Here is a 24,421-nt window from a genome sequence, read left to right as displayed (position 1 = left end):
AATGGAATGGCCATTAAAGTATTAGTCGTTGATGACTCAAGTTTTTTCAGACGACGTGTTAGTGAAATAGTCAATCAAGATCCTGAACTGGAAGTTATCGCGACGGCCTCAAATGGGGCCGAAGCGGTGAAGATGGCTGCTGAGCTTAATCCTCAAGTTATCACTATGGATATTGAGATGCCCGTGATGGATGGTATTACTGCCGTCCGTGAAATCATGGCTAAATGTCCGACGCCGATCTTGATGTTTTCTTCTTTAACCCATGATGGCGCTAAAGCTACGCTAGATGCTTTAGATGCTGGTGCGTTAGATTTTCTACCTAAACGTTTTGAAGACATTGCTACCAATAAAGATGATGCTATTTTATTGTTGCAGCAGAGAGTGAAGGCATTGGGACGCCGCAGAATGTTTCGTCCTATTGCACGTCCTGTCGTCACTTCAACACCTAGCGTGCGCCCAACCAGTAGCGTTTTAGGGACAACGAGTATAGCGTCGCATACTCCAGCCACGGCTCCTGTGAGGACCTCAACAGCAGCGTCGATTCGTGCAAGTGGTAAGCAGTATAAAATACTGCTGATCGGCACATCTACTGGTGGTCCAGTTGCCTTGCAAAAAATTCTTACCCAATTCCCGGCAAACTATCCGCATCCGATTTTATTAATCCAGCATATGCCAGCAGCTTTTACGCCAGCATTTGCAAGTCGTTTGAATGGTTTATGTAAGATTGAAGTAAAAGAAGCCGCGAATGGCGATCTTCTTAGACCTGGCTGTGCGTATTTAGCGCCAGGCGGAATGCAAATGATGGTTGAACGTACTGGCGCAAGTGGCCGATTAAAGGTCATTGCTGGCAGTGCAGACATGAACTATAAGCCTTGCGTTGATATCACCTTTGCTTCTGCATCCAAAGCCTTTAGCGGTGACGTCCTTGCCGTTGTGCTAACTGGTATGGGCGCGGATGGCAGAGAAGGTGCCCGCATGTTGAAAGCAGTCGGTGCGACCATTTGGGCGCAGGATGAAGCCAGTTGTGTGGTTTATGGCATGCCGCAGGCTGTCGCTAGTGCTGGTATTGCCACTCAGTCGATTGCGTTAGACAACATGGCTGAATGCATTTTAAAAGAGTCTGTTCGTGTCTAAGAGTCTGCATCCGATGAGCACGAATAGTGTGCTCATCATTTTGCTGATGGCGATTGCTATTTTATGTCTTGGCGCCTTGAGTCTCGATTATCGGCATAAAAATAGTTTGTTGAGAGAAGAGATAAAACGTTTGGAATCGACTCAGGTACTGTTAATGGTCCCTGACGAACAAGCTGAAGCAATTGCTGCTTGGTTAGCGTCTCATCCTGATCAAACTAAAGCTATGCTGCAATTGGCTACTCCTGGTGAACAAAAGGCTGTGACAATTGGTCCTGAATCTACCCAGATTAGTGTTCCGCCTTTGCTGAATAAGCAGAATTCTGGGGTGGATACGACGAAGGATAACGCGAATCAGCAACCTTTAGTTCCTACGCTGCTCCAGACGCCAAAAAAGGATGTCGAGACTGCGACTTCGCCTATTGAATCTAATCAGTCAATTGAACCGAAAAATGCACAGATGCTGCCAGTGGTGATTTCTGAAAATGCCGATGGAGTTAAAGTGATTAGTTTACCCAATGGTGGTATCCGAGTTACGACGAGAGAAGAGCAATAACCTTTGGAATGCGTGTTAAATATTCTCATTTATTAGCATTGAATCAATTTATGTGGGGGTCACTTCTTGAAAGTCTGGACCATAGCGAATCAAAAAGGTGGTGTAGGCAAAACCACGACGGTTGCGAGTTTAGCGGGAACCTTAGCTAAGCGTGGCAAGCGTGTGCTTATGATTGACACCGATCCACACGCTTCGCTAGGTTATTATTTAGGCATTGATTCTGAAGAGGTTCCTGGCTCTTTATTTGATGTGTTTCTGGCCCATAAAAGCCTCTCCAAAGAACTCGTTTTATCCCATGTCGTACCAACCTTAGTCGATGGTCTCGACTTGTTGCCGGCCACTATGGCATTGGCAACATTAGACCGAGCCTTAGGTCATCAAGAGGGGATGGGGCTAGTTTTACGTAATTTATTAGCGTTAGTTGCTGATGAATATGATGTGGCTATCGTTGATTGTCCACCCGTACTTGGTGTTTTAATGGTCAATGCCCTTGCGGCAAGTCAGCATATTATTATTCCCGTGCAGACTGAGTTTCTTGCCATTAAAGGGCTAGAGCGGATGATAAAAACGATGGAGTTGATGGGGCGATCTAAAAAGACGCGTTACAGCTATACTGTCGTGCCAACCATGTACGATAAACGTACTAAGGCATCACCCGCTGCTTTGCAAGTGCTGGGCACAGAATACACTGAAACCCTATGGAAGGACGTTATTCCAGTCGATACTAAGTTTAGAGATGCCAGTTTGGCACATTTACCTGCATCGCATTATGCGAGTGGATGTCGTGGCGTAAAAGCCTATGAAAGATTATTAGATTTTTTATTAGTTGGGGAGTTTGGCCATGTCAAAATCGGTTGATGAAACTGTTTTTGATTTTTTCGCATTATTGCTGCAGGAAGATGACGCTCCAAGTCAGGCAGTTTCTCCTCAAAGCATAGTAAAAGCTGACTCAAATCAAAATGTTGCCACTAATCAGACGGAGGCGGCATTACTTGATGCAGCCATCTTGGCTGAAAATGGTCGTACGGCTGCATCACAAGCTCATGAGAGGGCGATAACACCAACGGTACAGCTACAACCAAAAGCGACGCCAAGACAGAATGAGTTTGTTGAACCTGTAAGTAAGATTGCTTCTCAGGTGGATAAGCAAGCGCTAGAAAAATTGCTGGCGCCTGTACTTAAGGCTAAAACAGTAGAACCGACACCATCTTTTGTCGAAGTTACGCCTGCTGTTGATGTTCAACCTGTGGTGGAAGTACCACAAGCACAGCCTGCTCTTGAAGAGCCAGTTAATGATGAAATAATTGCTGAAGAAGTCGTTGAGCCAGTGGTTGTGCCAGAAACACAAGTCGGTATTACGCCTCCTAGTGTGACAAAAGATTTGCAAGAAGTGCTCGATGATGAGTTTCAGGTACTATTCTTTAAAGTAGCAGGGCTGACATTGGCTGTGCCTTTGGTCAGTTTAGGCGGAATAGTTAAAATTGAGCGGATAAACCATATCTTTGGCAGACCCGCATGGTTTCTCGGTGTACAAACGCATAGGGAAGAGCAATTAAATATTGTCGACACTTGTGCGTGGGTTATGCCAGAAAAATATTCAGATAAACTGGCGCAATCGGTAAATTATCAATATCTTGTACTACTAGAAGGCAGTAACTGGGGATTAACTTGTGAGTCCTTGGTCAATGCGGTAAAAATTAATAAATCGCAAGTCAACTGGCGTAGTCAAGCGGGTAAGCGCCCTTGGTTAGCGGGTGTAGTGAAAGAGCAGATGTGTGGCATTTTGCACGTACAAGCCTTAGTTGAAATGCTTAATGCGGGTTTAGGTTGTCAGGACTCAATTGGTTGAGGTAAACATGAAAGATACAAGAAATGTAGCAGCAGTCGCTGCAAGTAAAGATGATGCAGTATTACAATGGGTTACCTTTAAGTTAGACCATGAAACTTACGGTATCAACGTAATGCAAGTGCAGGAAGTATTGCGTTACACTGAAATCGCCCCCGTGCCCGGTGCACCTTATTACGTATTAGGCATCATTAACTTACGTGGTAACGTTGTCACAGTTATTGATACTCGCTCACGTTTTGGATTGCAGTCTGCCGAAGTTGATGACTCAACTCGAATCGTTATCATTGAAGCTGAAAAGCAAGTCATTGGCATCTTAGTGGATAGTGTTGCAGAAGTGGTTTATCTACGCCGCTCTGAAATCGACAATGCGCCTAATGTTGGGACTGAAGAGAGTGCTAAATTTATTCAAGGTGTGAGTAATCGCGATAATGAGTTACTGATCTTAGTCGATCTTGACAAGTTATTATCCGATGAAGAATGGGCCGAACTGACTCAGATTTAATCAATTAGCGAGATAAGGCTGAATGATATCAATTCATTCAGCTATTTTGTATATTTGCGAATAAATCGATGATGCTAATACTTTACAATTTACGGATAGGCAAAGTATTTTATCGCGGCTTGAACAGTGGCTAATGATATTAAGTCATTTAAGTGCAGCACTTTGGAATAGATAACTCAGTTGGAATGCCTACTAGTTTATGGCTATGAGTGAGTATAAGGATTTTTAATGGGCGATGAATTTTTGATCGCAGCGTTAGTCTATGTCATCGCATGCTTAGGATTAGTACTCTTTTTACAAAAACAATTGAGCAAACTAAGAAGCAAGGTCGAAGCCTTAACCGTTTTGGTCAAAGAAGGTGATCGTCAGCGAGAGTCGTTTAAGCGTGAGTTACAAGAGTTACGCAGTGGCACTATTGGAGTCGGTCGGCGTGTGATTGAGTTAGAAAAACGCCTACTTCAGCAGTCAGAACGGATAGAAGAGACGACTCAACAGGACCCACAGGCTAAACTTTATACTCGAGCCATGAAAATGGTGGCGCTTGGTGCTGGTGTAGATGAGTTGATTAAAGAATGCGAATTACCCAAAGCTGAAGCCGAGTTATTGATCCGACTTCATCGTAAATGATCGCGTAGTATCGCAAATGATTGATATTGATACTCTGTTTAACTCTTAAAGCTAATTTGCCAAAATTAGCTTTTTTATTTTATGCCTTCTCAACAATTTTTTGATGCATATTATTCCATTGCTCGGGAAACTTACCGTCGAGCATATACACAAATGCGATCAGTTCGGCGATAAGCAGATAAAGCTCCTTAGGTATTTCATCCCCTAGTTCAAGCAACTGTAAAAAATGGCTTAGATGGGGATCTTGATGGATATAAACGCCGTTAGCCTTGGCTAAAGCAATAATCTCTTCTGCGATAAGCCCTTCACCTGTTGCCACAATTTTAGGCGCGTTATGACCATCATAGCTCAGCGCGACAGCTTGTTTAGGTTCTCTCTCTTCGCTCATTGGGTTATTCCTAAAGTATTCAAATTTAGTATCCTACCCTAGCTAAGCCTTCGTCTTGACGAGGAAATGATCACCAGGTAATAAGGTTGCAGGTACTTGCGCTATTTGTGTCGTGAGCTCGCCTGGCGTAAACCCAAGCTGTGACAGTTTGTGGCTTAAGGGCGTTAAAAAGTTATTGACCTTATTGAGTAGCATTTGGCTATTGCCTTTAAACTGGATATCTAACTGTTGATTGTGCTGTTGAGCTGCAACCAGCAGTGGACCTTGTGCTAAATTAAACTTGAGCTGTAAACGCCATCCTGCTTTTTTCTCTGAATCAACTTCTTGCTCAAATTTACCTTCCAACTGCTCGTGGCGTTGATTAATGCCATAGGGTAGGGCAAAGAACCAGACTAAATTGCCTGCATTCTCATTGCTTGCCTGTTGGTATAAATGTAAGTTTGAGGCCAATTGCCCCATGCTATCAAGACCGCCAGCTTTACTTAGTTGGCCAAGTTGTTTAGTGGAAAAGCCGACTTTGGCTTGCAGTTGTTCAAGATAATCGGCCAATTTCTTACTCATTGAATTCGAACTATTATTAGCCTTAAAGCCTAGTAGTAGTTGAAATAGTGAGGTAATCGCACTGGCATTCATAAACATTGAGGCTTGATTTGACAGAGGTGTGGCAAGGTTAAGACTCGTTAGCCCGAGGATATTGGCCTTGAGCTCATCTAAATCATTTAACTGACTGAGTGGCGGTAAACCTATATGCGGTAAGTGCTTTAACAACTCTGATGCTAAATTTGAGCTGTTGTTAGAACGGGACAACTCAATAGGAAGTGCCCCAGCTTTATTAAACGCTTTTTGCAAAACATCAGCCACCTTCATAGGGCTGTCGGTTTTTGTGTCATTGCCATGTAGATCATTTTTTTGCGTATTGAGCCCTAAAATATTTTTTTGACTCACAGCAGGCACTACTTCCACCGCTTCAGCACTTTGAGCACCAATATTAGTACTAGTGATTACATTGGCAAGCTTAGGCGTTGGAGCCAAACTCTTAGGGTTTTGTATTATCTGGTTATTATTCGTTTTAGGGTCTTGATGCGAGGTATCAGCCGATTTCTTTACAAGTCCAGCATCCAATGAGGATGAATTCCTTGTTATTTGCTCGAAAGTCGCAGTCGAAGAGCTAGGTTGAATTGCTTGTGATGGCGATGAATGACTCACAACGGATGGCGTAGCGAGTACCTGACTTGAATCTCGGGTGCTCATTATCGTTGACATTGTTACTTTGACAGGCATTGCATCAGTTGTTTTAGTTGCCTGCGTTGCCTGCGTTGCCTGCGTTGCCTGCGTTGCCTGCGTTGCCTGCGTTGCCTGCGTTGCCTGCGTTGCCTGCGTTGCCTGCGTTGCCTGCGTTGCCTGCGTTGCCTGCGTTGCCTGCGTTGCCTGCGTTGCCTGCGTTGCCTGCGTTGCCTGCGTTGCCTGCGTTGCCTGCGTTGCCTGCGTTGCCTGCGTTGCCTGCGTTGCCTGCGTTGCCTGCGTTGCCTGCGTTGCCTGCGTTGCCTGCGTTGCCTGCGTTGCCTGCGTTGCCTGCGTTGCCTGCGTTTGTGAATTGAGTGAACTTGAAGAGCCTAATGAGCTGTTAAGGTTTGTGGCAAGTCCTTTATTAGTATTCGAAAGCGGTAAGCCAACATCGTTTATGCTTTTGTTTTTGATGCCTTCGGTACTTGTATCTAATGTTTGTGGTTGAGCTGTTCTACCGCTTACCTTAGTTTCCGGTGCATCTACCTTTGCTGTAGTCGTTTGTTTTGTTGGTTCAGGTAAAGAAACGATAGCTTCAAGTTTTTTTAAAAAGGAAGCGATGATCTGAACCGGTTCAACTTTGGCTATCACAATTTCAGAAGACAATTTATTTGTGGGAACCTGAGTTTCATTTACTGGCGCCCCAATAACGATTTCGAGTTTGCTCTGTATTGGGGTGAGTAATAAAATAGGTCGCCCTTGCTGAAAGGTTATTTTTGCTAAGAATTCTCCTTGATTCAGCTGAGGTCCAGAATCTTGTGCTACAACAGTACCATTAGCAAATTGAAACGCTTTGTTAATAATTGTGACGTTCGGTAACGGGTAGCCTTGAGTTCGAGCCGCAAGAGCCGAAAGCTGCGCCTGAGATATGCCATTTTGTTGCGCCAGATTGATAACAGCCTCAGGAACTTTCAGCGCAATAGGCGTGGCTAGAGCAAGCAGTTGGCTGATGGGATTTTGAGTCACTGCGGTTGTTGGTGGCGTGTTGTGCGTAATAGGTGTGACTAGAAAAGTATTAGCTGTCAATAATATTTGCCGCTGCTGAGCGTTAACAAGCTTTAAATTATATTCTGTACCGTTTAGAATAATACTATCTCCTTCAGGCGAGGTTTGCACCTGAGCTGGAATAGGGCGCGGAGAAGTATTGAGAGCATCAGCTTGGGTCGTCGCAGTATGTAACTGCGGGTTTTGACTGCTAACAAGTGGAATCGACTCCATTTATAGACCTTATGTAGTTTATTCGGCGATACATTCGTTTTGTAAAATTAACAATTGACCAATTTTTTTTGCCAAGTATGCTTATGCGCCTTGTGACAACGGAACTGTCATACTGGATAGTATGCCACTAAGACGAATTATCTTTATATCGTCATTTTTGTATCGTCACTTTAGCGAAAACTTGCTGCCTAAGCTGTACATTTATATTAAGAGAGCGATATGAAGTTAAAATGGATGGGATTATCTTTGGGGTTATTGCTGTTGCCTAAAGTGCAAGCGGCTGAAGTACCCGTATCAGATACCATTCAGCAGGAAACACCTGCTAAGGTACAAATCACCTATGATGATCCCCGCGACCCGTTCGAAGGCTTTAACCGTGCGATGTGGGATTTTAACTATCTCTATTTAGATAGATATTTATATCGTCCTGTTGCCCATGGTTACAACGATTACGTTCCTATGCCTGCTAAAACGGGCATCAATAATTTTGTACAGAATTTAGAAGAACCGAGCAGCTTAGTAAACAACGTGCTGCAGGGAAAGTGGGGCTGGGCGGCGAATGCGGGTGGACGCTTTACGATTAACACAACTGTTGGTCTATTAGGTGTCATTGACGTCGCGGATATGATGGGCATGAGCCGTAAGCAAGATGAGTTTAACGAAGTGCTTGGTTACTATGGCGTACCCAATGGGCCTTATTTCATGGCACCGTTTGCGGGCCCTTATGTCGTGCGAGAACTCGCGTCTGATTGGGTTGATGGTCTATACTTTCCCTTGTCTGAGCTAACAATGTGGCAAACCATTGTTAAATGGGGACTTAAAAATCTTCACTCCAGAGCATCTGCGATCGATCAAGAGCGACTCGTTGATAATGCACTCGATCCCTATGCCTTTGTCAAAGATGCGTATTTACAACACATGGACTATAAAGTCTATGATGGTAATGTTCCTCAAAAACAAGATGATGATGAGTTACTCGAACAGTATATGCAGGAGCTAGAGTAACCAATAGGCCGTACTTGACAGCATTTGTCTTTAGTATGCAAGTGTTCGCCTTATCGAATAACGTTATCGGTATGTTCACTTGAGTAATGGCAATGCGATGAATTCTATTCAGGAACTTTTATGGCGTTAAATGGTGTTGCGGTTCTTTTAGTTGAAGATGATCCTGTGTTTAGGCAGATTGTTGCAAGCTTTCTTGATAGTAGAGGCGCGCAAGTTACACAAGCCTGTGACGGTGAAGAAGGATTATCATTTTTCAAATCGCAGCACTTTGATGTTGTTCTTGCAGACTTAAGCATGCCTAAGCTTGGTGGGCTCGATATGCTTAAGGAAATGACAAGGTTAGCGCCACTAGTTCCTTCAGTTGTGATCTCAGGTAATAATGTCATGGCTGACGTTGTTGAAGCCCTAAGGATTGGCGCCAGTGATTATCTCGTTAAGCCAGTATCCGATTTATTCATCATCGAACAAGCCATTAAGCAAAGCCTACATAATTCCTACATTGATGATACCCAAGCCGCGGATTTTGAAGCCCTATCTCATCAAGAGTTAAGTGATAACCTCGCTTTGCTCGAGCAAAGTGTTGCCGCAGCCAAGCAAGTGCAGCAACAATTATTCCCCGCTTCTAACATCAGTTACCCTGCCGCCAAAGTTGACTACAGTTTGTATAAAAACAGTGACATTAGCAGTTACTTTATTGATTCAGCAATGGTCGGCACTGATCACTTGATCATGTATATGGCGCATTTATATCCCGAAGATAATCGAGCCGCTTTTGCCTGTGTTCTGCTGAGAAGTTTTGTTAATCAGAAACTTAAAGATTTTCGAAATGGCCAAAGCCAAAGCATTATTGAACCATTCAATATGATGAGCTATTTGAACGAGCGTCTAGTTAAATCGGGACTCGATATCAAAGCGGATATGATTTATGTCTCTATTGAGCTAACTAAGTACCGTGCTGCTATCGCACAGGCTGGGAAGGGACTGCGTTGTTATCTGCGTAATGACGAGGGATTAAGCCCGCTAGCGCTTTCAGAGAGCCTACAGCTGGGCGTATTGGATTGGGGTAAGCCGAGCATTCAGTTCCGCAGTATTTTACCGCAAGAGCAGTTATGTATTGCGACCAGTGAGCCTGAACATAAACAGGCTTTGCTTGATAATAAATTTAAGGGGTTGGTTTACGATGCCACAATCCCCGAAGGTGGCTTCCTACAGTTGAGCCTCTAGTTCGTCTTAAATGAAATCAGTATTCAGTCCAAATTCGACATAAAAAAACGCCTTACTAATGCTAGTAAGGCGTTTTTGTTTTTACAGTAGCAGAGCTTATTAGCGTTTTATTGCTTCATGCTCAGCGGTAACGGCTATTTCGTCTTCTAAGGCTTCAGCTTCAGTATGATGCTTAGTCTCAGCGCCATGCATCCAATCCACTAACTTATCAGCCATAAAATACAGGATAATGCCTGACAGAGCTGCTGTGATGGCAATACCAGAGAAAATCGCCATTGCATTGGCCAGTTGTTCTTCTTTTTCTCCGCCATGGCCGATGAAGGATCCGACAACACCACCAATCTTGTTGGCGGCTGCAACGAATAGGAACCAAGCACCCATCATCAAAGAGGCAATACGCAGTGGAGCCAGTTTAGTCACCATAGACAGACCGATAGGTGATAGACACAGTTCACCCATAGTATGGAAGAAATAAGCGCCCACTAACCACCACATGCTCGATTTAACTGATGCATCACCGCCCATCTGCATTACAGCGCCTATCATGAATAGGAAACCGATCGCGAGTAAAAACAGACCAAGGGCAAATTTCACTGGCGAATTAGGCTCATTCTTACCTAAGCGGATCCAGATAGAAGCAATCACAGGGGCAAATAATACGATAAAGATAGCGTTTAACGATTGGAACCAAGTTGTCGGAACTTCAAAGGTACCGACCATACGATCGGTGAACTCGTTAGTGAACAAGTTCATTAAACCGCCCGCTTGTTCAAAACCAGCCCAGAAGATAATAGTAAATAAACCCATCACCATGATGACCTTAATACGGTCACGCTCGACTTTTGTGAGTGGTTCTTTACGTATTTCGCCTTTTTCTTCCGCTTTTTGTTTTTCAAGCTTAGCGGCTGGTACTCTGCCTATATCGCCTAAATACTTCTGTGCAAACAAGAATTGGATAATTAGAGAGAAGATCATACCAACACCGGCACAGAAGAAACCTGCTTGCCAGTTGTTAACAAATACTTCTTGTCCGTCAACGATAGCCGCGTGTCCGAAGCTAGTGTAAGCCCAAGCCACAATAAAGCCTGAAAGTGCAGCACCTAAGTTGATGCCCATGTAGAAAATTGTAAATGCGCCATCACGACGGTGGTCGCCTTCTTCGTATAGATCACCCACCATAGTGGAGATGTTTGGCTTAAATAAACCGTTACCTAAGATAAGAGTGCCTAGACCGATATAGAACACCGTTGTTTCTAAACCTGGGATCCAGCTATGCGGCGCGGCAAGTAAGAATTGGCCGGCTGCCATTAAAGCACCACCCAAATAAATGGCTTTACGTTGGCCCAAAATGTTATCGGCTAACCAGCCGCCGATAAGTGGCGTTAAGTAAACTAAACCTGTGAAGGTTCCATAAAGTGATAATGCTTCAGCTTGAGTCCAACCTAGACCATGCCCGCCGTCACTCTGTACTTTATCAACTAAATACAGCACCAAAATGGCGCGCATTGCATAATAACTAAAACGTTCCCAAAGTTCTGTTGTAAACAGCAGGAACAATCCCTTAGGATGCCCAAGCATCGTTCCTTGTGGTTTTGCTACGCTCATGAAGTCTTCCACCTTAAGCTCGTGATTGCCTGTGGGCCCCTGAAACAGGATGATGTCACCACAGAAAAATGGTTGTTGCTCGTCCCCATATCGCCTGCAGGTTTAATCAGCAATCAATTCATACTAATGCATTCATTAATTGTTGAATAACCGCTAGTTACGTATGGGTTATTGTTACGTTTTTATAATAAAAGTAATATTTTTAGCTGTGAAATGAGTATTTTCGCTAAAATCCCACCTTATATACCCCTTAAAAGCAACCAAAGTCAATTTTGGTAAACCAAGTGGTGACATTATCAGCAATATAGTATTGCCGTGCTTTTAGATGTGAGTTCGCTAATCTAAGTGCGCGTTGTATGTATACCGAGCGAGATGTCGGAGAACGGCGAAAAACTGCTTCCATCCACTTAAGCATCTTTGCTATGATTGCCGCCCGTGAATGGACGTCACTTAAAATAGGGTAGTGAGATTAGCGTATGAAGGCATGGTACCTTTTGTATTGTAAGCCTCGTAGTGAAGCGAGAGCACAACAGAACTTAGCACTTCAAAATTTAGAGACCTATTTACCTATGGTCTCTGAAGAGAAATCTCAACGCGGGCGGAAACAAGTCTGTCGTGTACCATTATTCCCTAATTATTTATTCATCAATTTCGACCCAAGCCAAACAAGTGTTAGGCAGGTCCACTCTACTCGTGGTGTGAATCGAATCGTTAATTGTCAAGAAAAAATGACGCCCATTGACGACAGAATTATCCATACCATTCGCATGAAAGAATTAACGCCTTCCCAAACGGTATTAGCCGAAGTACCAGAGCTAAAAACTGGGGAAAAAATTCGTTTTACAGATGGACCATTTGTTGATTTAGAAGGTATTTTTCAAGAAAAATGCCCGAACAAGCGTTGTCATGTTCTATTCAACATAATGGGACAAATAAAGACAGTTACAGTGCCAGAACAAACTGTTGAGCGGGTTAGTATTTAGCGAGTTGGATCACACTTCATTGTCAGACTTAAGATGAAGTTTTTGTAGGATATTAGCTATTTTAGTGATTATTGCTCTTTGCCTACAATAAATAAAAATCATTGAAGAACTTATAAATCAATGACTTATGTTTCACCTGGAGTAGTTGGTTGGTTTGGCAACAAACTGTCGTTTAAAATTCGAACAAACGCCTTGTGTTTGCTTGTTAATTAACCAGCTAAAACTGAAAGTTTACAGTAAACTTGTAAAACTCAATGTTGTGATAATGTTTTAATAATCTGGTCGTCCATAGTGGAGGCTAGCTAAGTGTTAAAAGTGAATATTGAGGCAAAGACGACAATTAGCCTAGTTAAGCTATTTGTTTTTGCTTACCCAAAGTAGAAATTGCTCGGCGTGTTTTCTCACAAGTTTGATGATGTTACTCGCTAGGAATACTAAAGGATCAGAGCCTTGCCATTCTTTATATCAAAGAATGTTATAGTTTTAATGCTTGAAAAATATGAATTTTCGCGTCGCGAAGGGCAATATAGAAGCCGCAATCTATGGGCGGTAGCGTGCCTGAAGGGCATCGAATGAATAGTTTCATTCGTTAAGCGGACGCCGAAGGCCTATGGCCGCCACGCGGATCGGTAGCGTGCCTGAAAGGTGAGAAACCGAAGGTTGAGCCCTCGAACGAGAGGTACGGATACCGAACTGGCAGTTATATAGGGATATATTTATCGAATGAATAGTTTCATTCGTTAAGCGAACGCCGAAGGCCTCTGGCCGCCACGCGGATCGGTAGCGTGCCTGAAAAGGCTCAGGTTCTGTAAAGACATCAAGCTGTTTACTGCTCAAACGTAGAACGAATTGTGCTACATCTAAATTCTAAAAATAAGTTTTGCCCCCATTTTATAAACGGAGATATCTGGTGCTACGACAAGTCAAAAAATTCATCATACTAGGCATAAGTGCCGCGATTTTGATGGGCGCGCAGGCTAATGCCATTACGCCATCTCCGCAGATGATCGAGCAGTTCAAAGCATTACCTAAGTCTGAACAAGAAAGATTAGCACGCCAATATGGTGTTGACCCTTCAATGATAACTGGGGCAGGTGCTACAGCGACAGTTGTTGAAAATCCTACAGTAGTGACTCCGCGCGCGGCGAAAAATAATGTGGTTGATCAATCGGAGAGCGACCAGTTAAATCAAGCGACTAAGTCAGAATCTACAGTTGAAGCAATTGAAGACAAGAAAGAAAATCAACTCAAACGTTTTGGCTACGAGCTCTTTGCGGGTTCACCAAGTACATTTGCGCCAGTTAGCGATGTACCTGTACCTGCTGAGTATATGATTGGTCCTGGTGATAGTCTGAATGTTCAGTTGTTCGGTAAAGAAAATAACCAATACACATTAACAGTGGGCCGTGATGGTGCAATTCAGTTCCCTAATTTAGGGCCTATATCGCTAGTTGGTTTGAGTTTTGCTGAGGTGCGCGAATTATTACAGCAAAAGATTAGCCAAAGCATGATCGGCATTGAATCAAATATCACTATGGGCGAATTACGCTCAATCCGTATTTTCGTTGCTGGTGATGCTTTCCAACCAGGCTCTTACACAGTTTCAAGTTTATCGACAATTACTCAAGCCCTATTTATCTCTGGTGGCGTGAACCAAATTGGTAGTTTACGCAACATTCAAATTAAGCGTGCTGGTAAAACGGTAGGCCACTTAGACTTATATGATCTTCTGCTTCGCGGGGATGCCTCTGGGGATATTCGTTTACAATCTGGTGATGTCGTATTCATTCCATCTTCAGGTGGTTCGGTGAGTGTGATGGGGGAGGTTCGTCGTCCCGCTATTTATGAACTCAAAAATAATGAAACAATGGCCGATGTTATTCGCATGGCGAGTGGTCTAAACCCAGGCGCTTATCCTAAAGCAAGTACGGTTGAACGTTTCAGTAACGAATCAGTTAAAACCGTAATCAGCGTAGATTTAACCGAAAATGCGGGTTTAAACACCTTAGTTAAAAATGGTGACCTTTTAAATGTAAGATCGGCCTCAAGCCGTATCGATAATGCGATTACTGTCGCTGGTGCTGTCGTTCGACCTGGTAAGTATCAATGGACGAAAGGTCTGACCGTTGCGGATTTACTTCCTTCAATTTGGGGTGACCTCACCATTTCAGCTGATTTGGATTATGCCTTACTAGTACGTGAGATAAATCAGCGCGGCGATATTCAAGTTGAGCGTATTGCCCTCGGACGCGCAATAGGTGAGCCTAAATCACACTATAATCCTCAATTGAATCCGCGTGATTCAATCATAGTGTTTGATTATGCAGACCGCGAAGCGTTACTAAAGCCAATAATTCAAAAGCTGAGAGAGCAAAGCCGTTTTGGCGACGCTGCTAAGTTGGTCAGTATTAATGGAAATGTACGTTTTCCTGGCCAATATCCCATCACGATTAATGCTGATGTTAAAGAGCTACTTATCGCTGCCGGTGGTTTAGAGGAAGGCGCTTATACCCTTGCAGCGGAATTAACTCGGCAACAAGTATCAGAGCAAAATGGGGTGTCAGTTGAGCATGTGCAGCTGAGCTTAGACCGCGTAATGCAAAATGATCCATCTGCAAATATTAAGCTACAAAGCCGCGATATTCTAACGGTTCGCACCCTTCCAGATTGGCAAGATACTCGTTGGGTAACCATTAAAGGGGAAGTCAAGTTCCCGGGTACCTATAGTATTCAACGCGGTGAAAGCTTAAAGGATGTTCTTGCTCGTGCTGGCGGTTTGACGAGCGATGCGGCTCCTCGCAGTGCTGTATTTTTACGTAAATCAGTAAAAGATAAAGAGCAACTTGAGTTATCAAAACTCGCTGATGAATTACGCCGAGAGATTGCCGCGAAAGCGTTGACCAAAGATACCCCAACTATTGGTTATAACGATTCACAGCAAATGCTCAATGAGCTCGAGAATGTCAAAACGGTAGGTCGATTAGTTGTTGATATTAATGCCATTGAATTAGGGATTGATAGCGCAAACCTTATGCTTGAGGATGCCGATGCCTTGTACATTCCAGCGACGAATCAAACGATTTCAGTCATGGGCCAAGTGCAACACCCAAGTACACACAGATACAAGCAAGGTATGACTTTCGATCAATATCTGGCTTTATCAGGCGGAACGCGTAAACGTGCCGATGAATCTCGCTCTTATGTACTGAAAGCTGATGGTTCAGTCCAAATGCCTGAATCATCTTTTTGGTTTAATGGTGGAAGTGCCATGGAACCAGGCGATACCATAGTTGTACCACTAGATACTGAATACAAAGATAACCTAACACTTTGGAGCCAAGTCACTGGGATTATCTACAACACCGCTGTTGCAGTGTCTGTAATCTCAGGGCTGTAGCAGCAAAGTTTGAGGGCGCAGCTCCGCAACTTCTAGGGCGCAGCACAAAACGCTGCTGCTAGCAGCGAAGCGCCCTTGCTTCTCGCAGTCGCTCTGCTTTTCCACGGAGGTACCATGACTGAGCAAGAATTTAACCGTTGCAAGTTGCAGTTGTTGAAATTGGCTGATGCAGATAAGCAAATAAACGCGCTTTGGCTATACGGTTCACACGCTAAGGGATTGGCTCATGAGCACAGTGATTTAGATTTAGCTGTGCAGTTTACCTCCTTTGAGCCAGATATTTTTGCTCGGCGTATGCGCCCCGAGATGCTTTTACTGGATTGGCAGCAAAGTTTACAGCTACGTGATGGTCAATTGTCGGTGATTGACCTTATGCAAGCACCTATACTGCTTGGTATCGAAGTCCTTCAAGCCAATACCCTTTGGTATTGCCGCGAGCGAGGTTTAATGCTCCAAGGTGTGGGTAAAATCATGTCGCGATATGAAACTGACTATCTACAGCAGGTAAAAACTACAGCAGTGAGTGATACATGAGCGATAACATAAAACATGACGGGTATTTAGCGGCTATGCGTGTCCATGTGCAGCAGTGCCAAAGTGATTTAGAAGAACTGCGTAACCACTTTTTGCAGGCACCACTTGATAAATATCAGCGTTTAAAAATTGCCGAGATTATGGGCTCAGAGATCAGATGACCAGAGCGGCAGTTTCTATTCCCTCAAACATTGCAGACAAAAGTGCAGGAGCAACTTTTGAACGATGTGACTTTAGCATCGGCCTCGAAGAGGTGAGGTACATGGATGTACCGAGTAAGGCGAGGAACGTGAGTCGAATGCAGAGTCCGCAGATTATAAAAGTACTTAAAAACTAGGACGGCCTTCGGCCTCTAGGACGCAGCAAAAAGCGCTGCTGCTAGAACGCTCGCAAGCTCGCTCTAGGCCCTAGCAACTAGCACTTAGGACGCTTCGCTCTCGGTGCTAGCCCCTAGAAGCGCAGCGCTCTGCTTTTCCTAACACCTTCTTTAAATATCTTTAAGCTTTCCTAGGGCCTAGCACCTAGGGCCTAGAACCTGAAGAACAAATGAACACACAAATTACTCAAAATCCAAATACATACCAATCCGACGCAAGGTTTCCTCAAGCACAAGATGATGAAATCGATTTACGTGAGCTATTTGCCGTCATCTGGCAAGGCAAATGGCTCGTCATTGCTATTACTGCCGTTTTTGCTATTGGTTCTGTGGCACTTGCACTTTATTTACCCAATATCTATAAATCTGAGGCGTTACTGGCCCCAGCAGCCGAAGAGCAAGGTGGAGGTTTGAGTGCGTTAGCCTCTCAATTTGGTGGTTTAGCCAGTCTTGCAGGGGTCAATTTAGGTGGTAAAGGGGGCACGGATAAAACCCAACTTGCTATTGAAGTATTAAAATCCCGTCAATTTACTAGCGAGTTTATCCAAAAGCACAATATCCTTGCTGATTTAATGGCGGCTGAAAAGTGGGATAGGGATGCAAATAAAATTATCTATGATCCTGAGTTTTACAATGAGCAAACCAATGCTTGGGTACGCGATGTAGAACCACCTTTCAAACCTGAACCCTCCATGCAGGAAGCTTATAAAGAATTTAGCAAAATCTTTTCAGCAAATACGGATAAGGAAACTGGAATGGTGACGATATCCGTAGAGCATTTATCGCCAACGGTTGCAGAGCAATGGGTCACTTGGCTTGTTCAAGATATCAATAAGGTGATGAAGGATCGCGATGTAGCAGAAGCTAATCGCAGTAGCGAGTTTTTAAATAAGCAAATCGCCCTAACCAATGTAGCTGATATTAAGACAATTCTTTATAAGTTGGTTGAAGAGCAAGCTAAAACCATTATGTTTGCCGAAGTGCGTGATGAATATGTATTTAAAACCATAGACCCAGCCTTTGCACCCGAAGAAAAGGCTAAACCTAAACGCGCATTGATTTGCGTATTAGGCACAATACTTGGCGGTATGTTAGGTGTGATGTTGGTATTGTTAAGGCATTATATGAGAAAAGAGCCTATTCAGACTGTTTGAAGAAAAGCAGTAAAACCTAGGTTTTACAACGGATGGCGAAGAACAGCTGTCTCAAAATGGATAATAATCGTCTCAGGTGATTGCAAGTAGCTGAGATGGAAAAGTAAAAATTTCTACATTTTTCCCCTTTCATTGACCATTTTAATGGTTACGTTAAGCAATTATTGGTAGTAAAAAATGAAAATACTCGTTACTGGCGGCGCTGGTTTTATTGGTTCTGCGGTCGTTCGTCATATTATCAGCAATACTCAAGATAGCGTAATTAACGTTGATAAGCTGACTTATGCAGGCAATTTAGAATCACTTGTAAGCGTGGCGGCGAGTGAGCGTTATGCATTTGAGCAAGTCGATATTTGTGATCGTTCTGAACTCTATAGAGTCTTTTCACAACACCAACCTGATGCAGTAATGCATTTAGCGGCAGAGTCACATGTAGATCGTTCAATCACCGGCCCAAGCGACTTTATCCAAACCAATATAGTAGGGACTTACACGCTACTCGAAGCTGCCCGCAATTATTGGAACGAGCTTGATGCTGAGCGTAAATCAGCATTTCGTTTTCATCATATTTCAACTGATGAAGTTTATGGCGATTTACCTCATCCAGATGAGCATGAAGGACAAGTGGTCAATCAAGAGCTGCCTTTATTTACTGAGACCACGCCTTATGCACCTAGCAGCCCATATTCTGCCTCTAAAGCGTCAAGCGATCATTTAGTACGCGCATGGCTTCGTACTTATGGATTACCGACGATTGTGACTAACTGCTCAAATAACTATGGACCTTATCACTTTCCGGAAAAACTGATTCCGCTGGTGATCCTTAATGCATTAGAAGGCAAGCCTTTACCTATTTATGGTAAAGGTGACCAAATTCGTGACTGGCTATATGTAGAAGACCATGCTCGCGCACTATATAAAGTGGTTACAGAAGGCAAAATTGGCGAAACCTACAATATCGGTGGTCATAATGAAAAGCAGAACTTAGAAGTGGTACAAACTATTTGTAGCATATTGGATTCATTAGTCCCTAGAGCTACGCCTTATGCTGAGCAAATTACCTTTGTAACTGATAGACCTGGTCATGATCGTCGCTATGCTATCGATGCGAGCAAAATGAGTGCTGAACTTGGTTGGCAACCACAAGAAACTTTTGAAACAGGCCTGCGTAAAACCATTGAATGGTATTTAGCTAACCAAGAATGGTGTCAGCATGTCCAAGATGGTAGCTATCAGCGAGAGCGTTTAGGCATTTAATCACTTTTATTATTTTGTTTTATGTCCTAGTTTTTCTTTAAACGTAGGATCTACATATCTAGGAACTGATTTTACTATGAAAGGAATTATTCTTGCTGGCGGTTCTGGTACACGGTTGTATCCACTTACCCGAGGTGTATCAAAACAACTATTACCAATTTATGATAAACCAATGATTTACTATCCTTTATCTACGCTTATGCTAGCCGGAATTCGAGATATATTGGTTATTACCACTCCTGAAGATAACGATAGCTTTAAACGGTTATTAGGTAATGGGTCAGATTTTGGCATCAACTTGAGTTATGCAGTTCAACCTTCTCCCGATGGGTTAGCCCAAGCTTTTATCATCGGTGAAGAGTTTATCGATGATTCTAATGTGTGTTTGGTGCTTGGCGATAATATTTTCTACGGTCAATCTTTTTCCAAGACACTTAAAAATGCTGCTAGTCGCTCGATTGGCGCTACTGTTTTTGGTTATCAAGTGAAAGATCCCGAACGTTTTGGCGTTGTTGAATTTGATGCTGATATGAAGGCGATTTCTATTGAGGAAAAACCACTACATCCCAAATCATCCTATGCTGTGACAGGACTCTATTTTTTTGACAATAAAGTGGTGGAATTAGCGAAACAGGTTAAGCCTTCACACCGCGGTGAGCTTGAGATCACTACGCTTAATGAAATGTATCTCAAAGCTGGTGAGTTAAATGTCGAGCTACTTGGACGTGGTTTTGCTTGGCTAGACACTGGTACACACGAGAGTCTGCATGAAGCATCTTCTTTTGTGCAAACCATTGAGCACGTTCAGGGTTTAAAAGTGGCTTGTTTAGAAGAAATTGCCTACCGCAATGGCTGGTTAACTAGTGAAGAACTCCGAAACATCGCAAAACCAATGCTGAAAAATGAATACGGACAATATTTAATTCGCTTGGTAGGTAACGCATGAAAATATTAGTTACCGGAAGTAAGGGGCAGGTAGGATCTTCTCTTGTAAAGCAATTAAGCAAGATGTCAGAGATTAGCTTTTTGGCAGTTGATCGCGACCAGCTTGATATTACTGACTGTGAAGCAGTAGACAAACTGGTTAAAGAATTTAAGCCAAACATGATTATTAACTGTGCGGCACATACTGCTGTTGATAAAGCAGAGCAAGAAGTCGAACTTTCTTATGCCATTAACTGTGATGGCCCACAATTTTTAGCCCAAGCGGCTAACAGTGTTGGTGCAACTATACTGCATATCTCAACTGACTATGTATTTGCAGGCAATAAAGTTGGTGAGTATGTTGAAACTGATGATGTTGCCCCGCAAGGAATATATGGTAAAAGCAAACTTGCTGGCGAACTTGCTGTTGCTGAAGCTTGCCCGCATCATATTATTATGCGTACAGCTTGGGTATTTTGCGAAACTGGCAATAACTTTGTAAAAACCATGCTTCGATTAGCGCAATCTCGTGATGAACTTGGTGTTGTAGCAGATCAATTTGGTGGCCCAACCTACGCTGGTGATATTGCTGCTACACTGCTCACAATCGCACAATCATTACATAAAGGTAATTGTTACTACGGTACTTACCATTTTGCTGGTTTGCCACATGTAAGTTGGTACCAATTTGCCACTAAAATGTTTAGCAAGGCAAATGAGCAAGGTATCTTAAATAGAGTGATACAGGTCAATCCTATCACAACCGACCAATACCCAACCCTTGCTAAACGCCCTGCAAACTCTACACTGGCTTGTCGTAAGGTTGAGCAAGTTTTTGGCATCAAGCCCAGCGATTGGCAAACTGCTTTAAATAACTTAAATGATTATATTTGAATGATGTCGTGACTAGTTATTGCACTCGCAATTAACCAATCACCAATAACGACTCGTGACTAACTATCCACCATTCACAACTTACGAATTAAGATAATGAAAATCATCGATACTAAAATCCCCGATGTAAAAATCATTGAGCCAACAGTGTTTGGTGATGCACGTGGTTTCTTTATGGAAACTTGGAACCAAAAGCGATTTGAAGAGCTAGTAACTGGCAAGCCAACTACTTTCGTTCAAGATAATCACTCAAAGTCGAAAAAAGGTATTTTGCGAGGTCTGCATTATCAAACTGAAAATACTCAAGGTAAACTGGTTCGTGTAGTTTCTGGAGAGGTTTTTGATGTCGCGGTAGATATTCGTAAAAATTCACCTACATTTGGGCAATGGGTTGGTGAGTTCTTATCTGCTGATAATAAACGCCAGTTATGGATACCAGAAGGGTTTGCGCATGGTTTTTATGTTACAAGTCAAGAAGCTGAATTTGTTTATAAATGTACAGATTTTTATAATCCTAAATCTGAGATATCTATTTGTTGGAATGATAAATCCATCGGAATAAACTGGCCAATACATGCAGAACCAATTTTATCTGAAAAAGATAGAAAAGGTATTGAATTTGAAAAAGTAAATTGGTATGAGTAACAAACTATATGAATATAGGATTAATTACGGCAAGAGGTGGTTCTAAAGGTCTGCCTAGAAAAAATGTACTTGAACTAAATGGCTTACCTTTAATAGCATGGACAATTAAAGCTGCTATAGAATCCAGAGTTATTGACAAAATTTACGTATCTACTGAAGATGCAGAAATCGCTCAAATAAGTAAAGAATATGGCGCTGAAATTATTGAGCGGCCCATCCATCTAGCCTCAGATACGGCGAGTAGCATTGAAGTTGTTTCTCATGCAATTACTTGGCTAGATGAACAAAATATATCTTGTAAATCAATATGCTTGCTTCAACCAACATCACCTTTAAGAACGGCAAAACACTTAAATGAAGCTGTTAATTTGTTTAATAGCAGAAGCGCAGACTTTGTTATAAGTGTTTTTGAACCTGCTCATACTCCTATTAAATCATATATAGAATGTGAAGATAGTACAATTGTCGGACTATTTAGCAATGATGCACCTTATTTAAGACGACAAGACTTACCACGAGCCTTTCAACCTAATGGTGCAATATATGTGTTTTTAGTCGATGAATTTAAACGTAATAATCACTTTCCGCGAAAAAATACATTTCCGTATCTTATGTCAGAATTTGACTCTACTGATATTGATACACTTGAAGACCTAATTGTTGTTGGGAATAAGTTAAAGGAATTTAATAAATGAAAAAACCCGTATTTGAAATATCTGGCCGGAAGATAGGCTTGGACTATGACCCTCTAGTTATTGCCGAAATAGGAATTAACCATGAGGGGTCTTTAAAAGTAGCATTCGAAATGGTCGATGCAGCAATAGCTGGGGGCGCAGAAGTTATTAAACACCAGACTCATGTTGTTGAAGATGAAATGAGTGGTGAAGCAAAAAGTGTTGTGCCAGGAAATGCAGACGTTTCTATCTATGAAATCATGGAACGCTGTGCACTAAGCGAAGAGGATGAAACAAAGCTAAAAGTTTATGTAGAATCAAAGGGAGCGATCTTTATTAGTACTCCCTTTTCACGAGCTGCAGCTTTACGTTTGGAACGTATGAATGTCCCAGCATATAAAATTGGTTCTGGCGAATGCAACAATTATCCACTACTTGAGCTTATCGCAAGTTTCAACAAGCCTGTCATACTAAGTACGGGGATGAATAATATTTCATCAATAGAAAAAGCGGTGAATATTTTTCGAAAACACTGCACGCCATTCTGTTTGCTTCATACAACTAATCTATACCCCACTCCAGATCATCTAATCCGCTTGGGTGCTATGGAGCAATTACAAGAAGCATTCCCTGATGCCGTCGTAGGTTTATCTGATCATAGCATTGATAATATTGCGTGTCTTGGTGCTGTTGCTTTAGGTGCCTCAGTGCTAGAACGCCACTTCACCGATAGCAAAGAACGCCCTGGTCCCGATATCATTTGTTCAATGGACAGTAAAGAATGTGCTGAGTTGATCGCACAGTCAAAGCGTATGGCTAGGATGCGAGGAGGTAATAAAGAAGCTGCAAAAGAGGAACAAGTAACTATAGATTTTGCTTATGCAAGTGTTGTTACTATTGCTGAAATCAAAGAAGGTGAAGAATTGTCTCGTGATAACTTATGGGTTAAGCGTCCAGGTACTGGAGATTTTCTTGCAGAAGATTATGACTCGTTATTAGGAAAAATTGCAAAAAGCAATATACCTGCAAACGTCCAGTTAAAGAAAGGGCATGTAGAATAAAATGAAAAAGATATTGTTTTTGACAGGCACAAGAGCCGATTTTGGTAAGCTTAAAAGTTTAATTAATAAAGTCGAAAATCATCCTAACATGGAAAGCTATATATTTATAACTGGTATGCATATGATTGCTAAATATGGCATGACTGCAAATGAAGTGAAAAAAAATGGTTATACAAACACTTACAGTTATATTAATCAGAATGGACATGATTCAATGGATGTTATCCTGTCAAAGACAATACAAGGTCTCTCCGATTATGTTAAAGAATTGAAACCTGACATGCTGGTTATTCATGGCGATAGAGTAGAGGCATTAGCAGGGGCAATTGTTGGTTCACTTAACAATATACTTGTTTCCCATATAGAAGGTGGGGAAAAATCAGGAACAATAGATGATTTGATTCGGCATTCTGTCTCTAAGATGTCGCACATTCATTTTGTTTCAAATGACTCAGCTAAAATAAGATTAATGCAATTAGGTGAATTAGAAGAAAGTATATATGTAATTGGCTCGCCTGATTTAGATGTGATGAAGTCTAATGATTTGCCAAGTATCGAGAGTGTCAAAAATTACTATGGCATAGATTTTGATGAATATTCAATAGTAATGTTTCATCCTGTAACTACAGAATTAGATTCTATACAGACACAAGCAAGAGAATTAAGGTTTGCATTAGAAAAAAGTGGAAAGAAATTTGTCGTTATATACCCCAATAATGATCATGGTTCATCTGAAATATTATCTGAGATTAATTTGCTAAATCATTCGCCTAACTTTAAAGTTTTTCCAAGTATAAGATTTGAGAGTTTTTTAACTTTATTAAAAAATGCTAAATGTATTATAGGTAATTCAAGTGCTGGTGTCAGAGAGGCCCCTTTTTACGGTCTACCATCAATTAATATAGGTACTAGGCAGAATAATAGGGCATTTGCGGCGTCCATAATTAACGTTAAGAGTGAACAACGCGAAATTTTTGATAGTATTATGAACATTTATAATAAACAGATAAGCATTTATGCAATTGAAAAGGAGTTTGGCGATGGGAATAGTGATGATAAATTTATAGATGTATTATCTGGGGTGAATGTTTGGCAAACTAAAAAACAAAAAATATTTATGGATAGAGGGTAGT

Annotated in this window: 24 protein-coding genes; 21 read left to right on the top strand and 3 right to left on the bottom strand. The window is 42.2% G+C overall.

Annotated features, from left to right (window positions below):
- Positions 1-6 precede the first annotated feature (6 nt).
- The 6 genes from AYJ58_RS17245 (at position 7) to AYJ58_RS17220 (ending at position 4,665) form a co-directional block, all read left to right on the top strand.
- Positions 7-1,134 (top strand): protein-glutamate methylesterase/protein-glutamine glutaminase, encoded by a 1,128-nt coding sequence (locus tag AYJ58_RS17245; protein ID WP_106651062.1) that lies wholly within the window; start codon positions 7-9, stop codon positions 1,132-1,134.
- Positions 1,135-1,147: 13 nt separating this feature from the next.
- Entirely contained in the window at positions 1,148-1,687 is a 540-nt protein-coding gene (locus AYJ58_RS17240; RefSeq protein WP_106651061.1) for a membrane anchored protein in chemotaxis locus, read from the top strand.
- A gap of 66 nt (positions 1,688-1,753) precedes the next feature.
- Positions 1,754-2,545, top strand: coding sequence for a ParA family protein (locus tag AYJ58_RS17235; RefSeq protein WP_106651060.1), 792 nt, complete (start codon positions 1,754-1,756; stop codon positions 2,543-2,545).
- Positions 2,529-3,536 (top strand): chemotaxis protein CheW, encoded by a 1,008-nt coding sequence (locus tag AYJ58_RS17230; protein WP_106651059.1) that lies wholly within the window; start codon positions 2,529-2,531, stop codon positions 3,534-3,536. Before AYJ58_RS17235 ends, AYJ58_RS17230 begins: the two co-directional genes overlap by 17 nt.
- Positions 3,537-3,543: 7 nt before the next feature.
- Entirely contained in the window at positions 3,544-4,038 is a 495-nt protein-coding gene (locus AYJ58_RS17225; protein ID WP_006082380.1) for a chemotaxis protein CheW, read from the top strand.
- Between the two features lie 228 nt (positions 4,039-4,266).
- Positions 4,267-4,665 carry a DUF2802 domain-containing protein gene (locus AYJ58_RS17220; protein WP_006082379.1) on the top strand — a complete coding sequence of 133 codons (399 nt, stop codon included), beginning with the start codon at positions 4,267-4,269 and terminating at the stop codon, positions 4,663-4,665.
- A 79-nt stretch (positions 4,666-4,744) separates the two neighbouring features.
- Here the strand turns inward: AYJ58_RS17220 and AYJ58_RS17215 are convergent, their stop codons facing one another.
- Positions 4,745-5,053, bottom strand: a complete 309-nt coding sequence (locus AYJ58_RS17215) for an EscU/YscU/HrcU family type III secretion system export apparatus switch protein (RefSeq protein WP_106651058.1) — start codon at positions 5,051-5,053, stop codon at positions 4,745-4,747.
- A gap of 42 nt (positions 5,054-5,095) precedes the next feature.
- Positions 5,096-7,555 (bottom strand): flagellar hook-length control protein FliK, encoded by a 2,460-nt coding sequence (locus tag AYJ58_RS22065; protein WP_232790831.1) that lies wholly within the window; start codon positions 7,553-7,555, stop codon positions 5,096-5,098.
- A gap of 219 nt (positions 7,556-7,774) precedes the next feature.
- Here AYJ58_RS22065 and AYJ58_RS17195 point away from each other — a divergent pair, with 219 nt between their 5' ends.
- Together AYJ58_RS17195 and AYJ58_RS17190 are read left to right on the top strand one after the other, a co-directional pair.
- Positions 7,775-8,560: an MlaA family lipoprotein gene (locus tag AYJ58_RS17195; RefSeq protein WP_106651057.1), complete on the top strand. Its 786-nt coding sequence runs from the start codon at positions 7,775-7,777 to the stop codon at positions 8,558-8,560.
- Positions 8,561-8,680: 120 nt separating this feature from the next.
- Entirely contained in the window at positions 8,681-9,784 is a 1,104-nt protein-coding gene (locus tag AYJ58_RS17190; protein WP_106651056.1) for a response regulator, read from the top strand.
- A gap of 99 nt (positions 9,785-9,883) precedes the next feature.
- Here AYJ58_RS17190 and AYJ58_RS17185 read toward each other — a convergent pair whose 3' ends face one another.
- Entirely contained in the window at positions 9,884-11,389 is a 1,506-nt protein-coding gene (locus AYJ58_RS17185; RefSeq protein WP_106651055.1) for a peptide MFS transporter, read from the bottom strand.
- Between the two features lie 476 nt (positions 11,390-11,865).
- Here AYJ58_RS17185 and rfaH point away from each other — a divergent pair, with 476 nt between their 5' ends.
- From rfaH to neuC, 13 genes are all read left to right on the top strand, one after another.
- Positions 11,866-12,372: a transcription/translation regulatory transformer protein RfaH gene (gene rfaH, locus AYJ58_RS17180; RefSeq protein ID WP_106651054.1), complete on the top strand. Its 507-nt coding sequence runs from the start codon at positions 11,866-11,868 to the stop codon at positions 12,370-12,372.
- A 910-nt stretch (positions 12,373-13,282) separates the two neighbouring features.
- Positions 13,283-15,769 (top strand): SLBB domain-containing protein, encoded by a 2,487-nt coding sequence (locus tag AYJ58_RS17175; protein ID WP_106651053.1) that lies wholly within the window; start codon positions 13,283-13,285, stop codon positions 15,767-15,769.
- A 114-nt stretch (positions 15,770-15,883) separates the two neighbouring features.
- Positions 15,884-16,303: a type VII toxin-antitoxin system MntA family adenylyltransferase antitoxin gene (gene mntA / locus AYJ58_RS17170; RefSeq protein ID WP_106651052.1), complete on the top strand. Its 420-nt coding sequence runs from the start codon at positions 15,884-15,886 to the stop codon at positions 16,301-16,303.
- Positions 16,300-16,464: a hypothetical protein gene (locus AYJ58_RS21885; protein ID WP_157825784.1), complete on the top strand. Its 165-nt coding sequence runs from the start codon at positions 16,300-16,302 to the stop codon at positions 16,462-16,464. The genes mntA and AYJ58_RS21885 overlap by 4 nt, the downstream gene beginning before the upstream one ends.
- A complete protein-coding gene (locus AYJ58_RS22165; protein ID WP_332871447.1) occupies positions 16,461-16,640 on the top strand; it encodes a hypothetical protein in 180 nt (59 codons plus the stop codon). Before AYJ58_RS21885 ends, AYJ58_RS22165 begins: the two co-directional genes overlap by 4 nt.
- Positions 16,641-16,849: 209 nt before the next feature.
- Complete coding sequence (locus AYJ58_RS17160) at positions 16,850-17,833, top strand: Wzz/FepE/Etk N-terminal domain-containing protein (RefSeq protein ID WP_106651050.1); 984 nt, start codon at positions 16,850-16,852, stop codon at positions 17,831-17,833.
- A gap of 177 nt (positions 17,834-18,010) precedes the next feature.
- Positions 18,011-19,090, top strand: a complete 1,080-nt coding sequence (gene rfbB / locus AYJ58_RS17155; RefSeq protein WP_106651049.1) for a dTDP-glucose 4,6-dehydratase — start codon at positions 18,011-18,013, stop codon at positions 19,088-19,090.
- A 76-nt stretch (positions 19,091-19,166) separates the two neighbouring features.
- Positions 19,167-20,036 (top strand): glucose-1-phosphate thymidylyltransferase RfbA, encoded by an 870-nt coding sequence (gene rfbA, locus AYJ58_RS17150; protein ID WP_106651048.1) that lies wholly within the window; start codon positions 19,167-19,169, stop codon positions 20,034-20,036.
- On the top strand, positions 20,033-20,908 hold the full coding sequence (gene rfbD, locus AYJ58_RS17145; protein WP_106651047.1) for a dTDP-4-dehydrorhamnose reductase: 876 nt from the start codon (positions 20,033-20,035) through the stop codon (positions 20,906-20,908). The genes rfbA and rfbD overlap by 4 nt, the downstream gene beginning before the upstream one ends.
- 96 nt (positions 20,909-21,004) lie before the next feature.
- On the top strand, positions 21,005-21,553 hold the full coding sequence (rfbC, locus tag AYJ58_RS17140; protein WP_106651046.1) for a dTDP-4-dehydrorhamnose 3,5-epimerase: 549 nt from the start codon (positions 21,005-21,007) through the stop codon (positions 21,551-21,553).
- An 8-nt stretch (positions 21,554-21,561) separates the two neighbouring features.
- A complete protein-coding gene (locus AYJ58_RS17135; RefSeq protein ID WP_106651045.1) occupies positions 21,562-22,248 on the top strand; it encodes an acylneuraminate cytidylyltransferase family protein in 687 nt (228 codons plus the stop codon).
- Positions 22,245-23,288, top strand: coding sequence for an N-acetylneuraminate synthase family protein (locus AYJ58_RS17130; protein ID WP_106651044.1), 1,044 nt, complete (start codon positions 22,245-22,247; stop codon positions 23,286-23,288). The genes AYJ58_RS17135 and AYJ58_RS17130 overlap by 4 nt, the downstream gene beginning before the upstream one ends.
- Position 23,289: 1 nt before the next feature.
- On the top strand, positions 23,290-24,420 hold the full coding sequence (neuC, locus tag AYJ58_RS17125; protein WP_106651043.1) for a UDP-N-acetylglucosamine 2-epimerase: 1,131 nt from the start codon (positions 23,290-23,292) through the stop codon (positions 24,418-24,420).
- The last annotated feature ends 1 nt before the right edge of the window (position 24,421 follow it).

The sequence above is a fragment of the Shewanella sp. Pdp11 genome, from assembly GCF_002838165.1.
Lineage (GTDB): Bacteria > Pseudomonadota > Gammaproteobacteria > Enterobacterales > Shewanellaceae > Shewanella > Shewanella hafniensis.
This window is presented reverse-complemented; position numbering and strand designations above follow the sequence as displayed.

What these genes read in the sequence shown, in the direction of transcription:
- rfbC (WP_106651046.1), top strand. Translation starts at nt 21,005, where the DNA reads ATGAAAATCATCGATACTAAAATCCCCGATGTAAAAATCATTGAGCCA.
- AYJ58_RS17225 (WP_006082380.1), top strand. Translation starts at nt 3,544, where the DNA reads ATGAAAGATACAAGAAATGTAGCAGCAGTCGCTGCAAGTAAAGATGAT.
- AYJ58_RS17190 (WP_106651056.1), top strand. Translation starts at nt 8,681, where the DNA reads ATGGCGTTAAATGGTGTTGCGGTTCTTTTAGTTGAAGATGATCCTGTG.
- AYJ58_RS17185 (WP_106651055.1), bottom strand. Translation starts at nt 11,389, where the DNA reads ATGAGCGTAGCAAAACCACAAGGAACGATGCTTGGGCATCCTAAGGGA.
- AYJ58_RS17130 (WP_106651044.1), top strand. Translation starts at nt 22,245, where the DNA reads ATGAAAAAACCCGTATTTGAAATATCTGGCCGGAAGATAGGCTTGGAC.
- AYJ58_RS17220 (WP_006082379.1), top strand. Translation starts at nt 4,267, where the DNA reads ATGGGCGATGAATTTTTGATCGCAGCGTTAGTCTATGTCATCGCATGC.
- AYJ58_RS17195 (WP_106651057.1), top strand. Translation starts at nt 7,775, where the DNA reads ATGAAGTTAAAATGGATGGGATTATCTTTGGGGTTATTGCTGTTGCCT.
- AYJ58_RS22165 (WP_332871447.1), top strand. Translation starts at nt 16,461, where the DNA reads ATGACCAGAGCGGCAGTTTCTATTCCCTCAAACATTGCAGACAAAAGT.
- AYJ58_RS17215 (WP_106651058.1), bottom strand. Translation starts at nt 5,053, where the DNA reads ATGAGCGAAGAGAGAGAACCTAAACAAGCTGTCGCGCTGAGCTATGAT.
- rfbA (WP_106651048.1), top strand. Translation starts at nt 19,167, where the DNA reads ATGAAAGGAATTATTCTTGCTGGCGGTTCTGGTACACGGTTGTATCCA.
- AYJ58_RS17160 (WP_106651050.1), top strand. Translation starts at nt 16,850, where the DNA reads ATGAACACACAAATTACTCAAAATCCAAATACATACCAATCCGACGCA.
- neuC (WP_106651043.1), top strand. Translation starts at nt 23,290, where the DNA reads ATGAAAAAGATATTGTTTTTGACAGGCACAAGAGCCGATTTTGGTAAG.
- AYJ58_RS21885 (WP_157825784.1), top strand. Translation starts at nt 16,300, where the DNA reads ATGAGCGATAACATAAAACATGACGGGTATTTAGCGGCTATGCGTGTC.
- AYJ58_RS22065 (WP_232790831.1), bottom strand. Translation starts at nt 7,555, where the DNA reads ATGGAGTCGATTCCACTTGTTAGCAGTCAAAACCCGCAGTTACATACT.
- mntA (WP_106651052.1), top strand. Translation starts at nt 15,884, where the DNA reads ATGACTGAGCAAGAATTTAACCGTTGCAAGTTGCAGTTGTTGAAATTG.
- rfbD (WP_106651047.1), top strand. Translation starts at nt 20,033, where the DNA reads ATGAAAATATTAGTTACCGGAAGTAAGGGGCAGGTAGGATCTTCTCTT.
- AYJ58_RS17245 (WP_106651062.1), top strand. Translation starts at nt 7, where the DNA reads ATGGCCATTAAAGTATTAGTCGTTGATGACTCAAGTTTTTTCAGACGA.
- rfaH (WP_106651054.1), top strand. Translation starts at nt 11,866, where the DNA reads ATGAAGGCATGGTACCTTTTGTATTGTAAGCCTCGTAGTGAAGCGAGA.
- AYJ58_RS17135 (WP_106651045.1), top strand. Translation starts at nt 21,562, where the DNA reads ATGAATATAGGATTAATTACGGCAAGAGGTGGTTCTAAAGGTCTGCCT.
- rfbB (WP_106651049.1), top strand. Translation starts at nt 18,011, where the DNA reads ATGAAAATACTCGTTACTGGCGGCGCTGGTTTTATTGGTTCTGCGGTC.
- AYJ58_RS17240 (WP_106651061.1), top strand. Translation starts at nt 1,148, where the DNA reads ATGAGCACGAATAGTGTGCTCATCATTTTGCTGATGGCGATTGCTATT.
- AYJ58_RS17230 (WP_106651059.1), top strand. Translation starts at nt 2,529, where the DNA reads ATGTCAAAATCGGTTGATGAAACTGTTTTTGATTTTTTCGCATTATTG.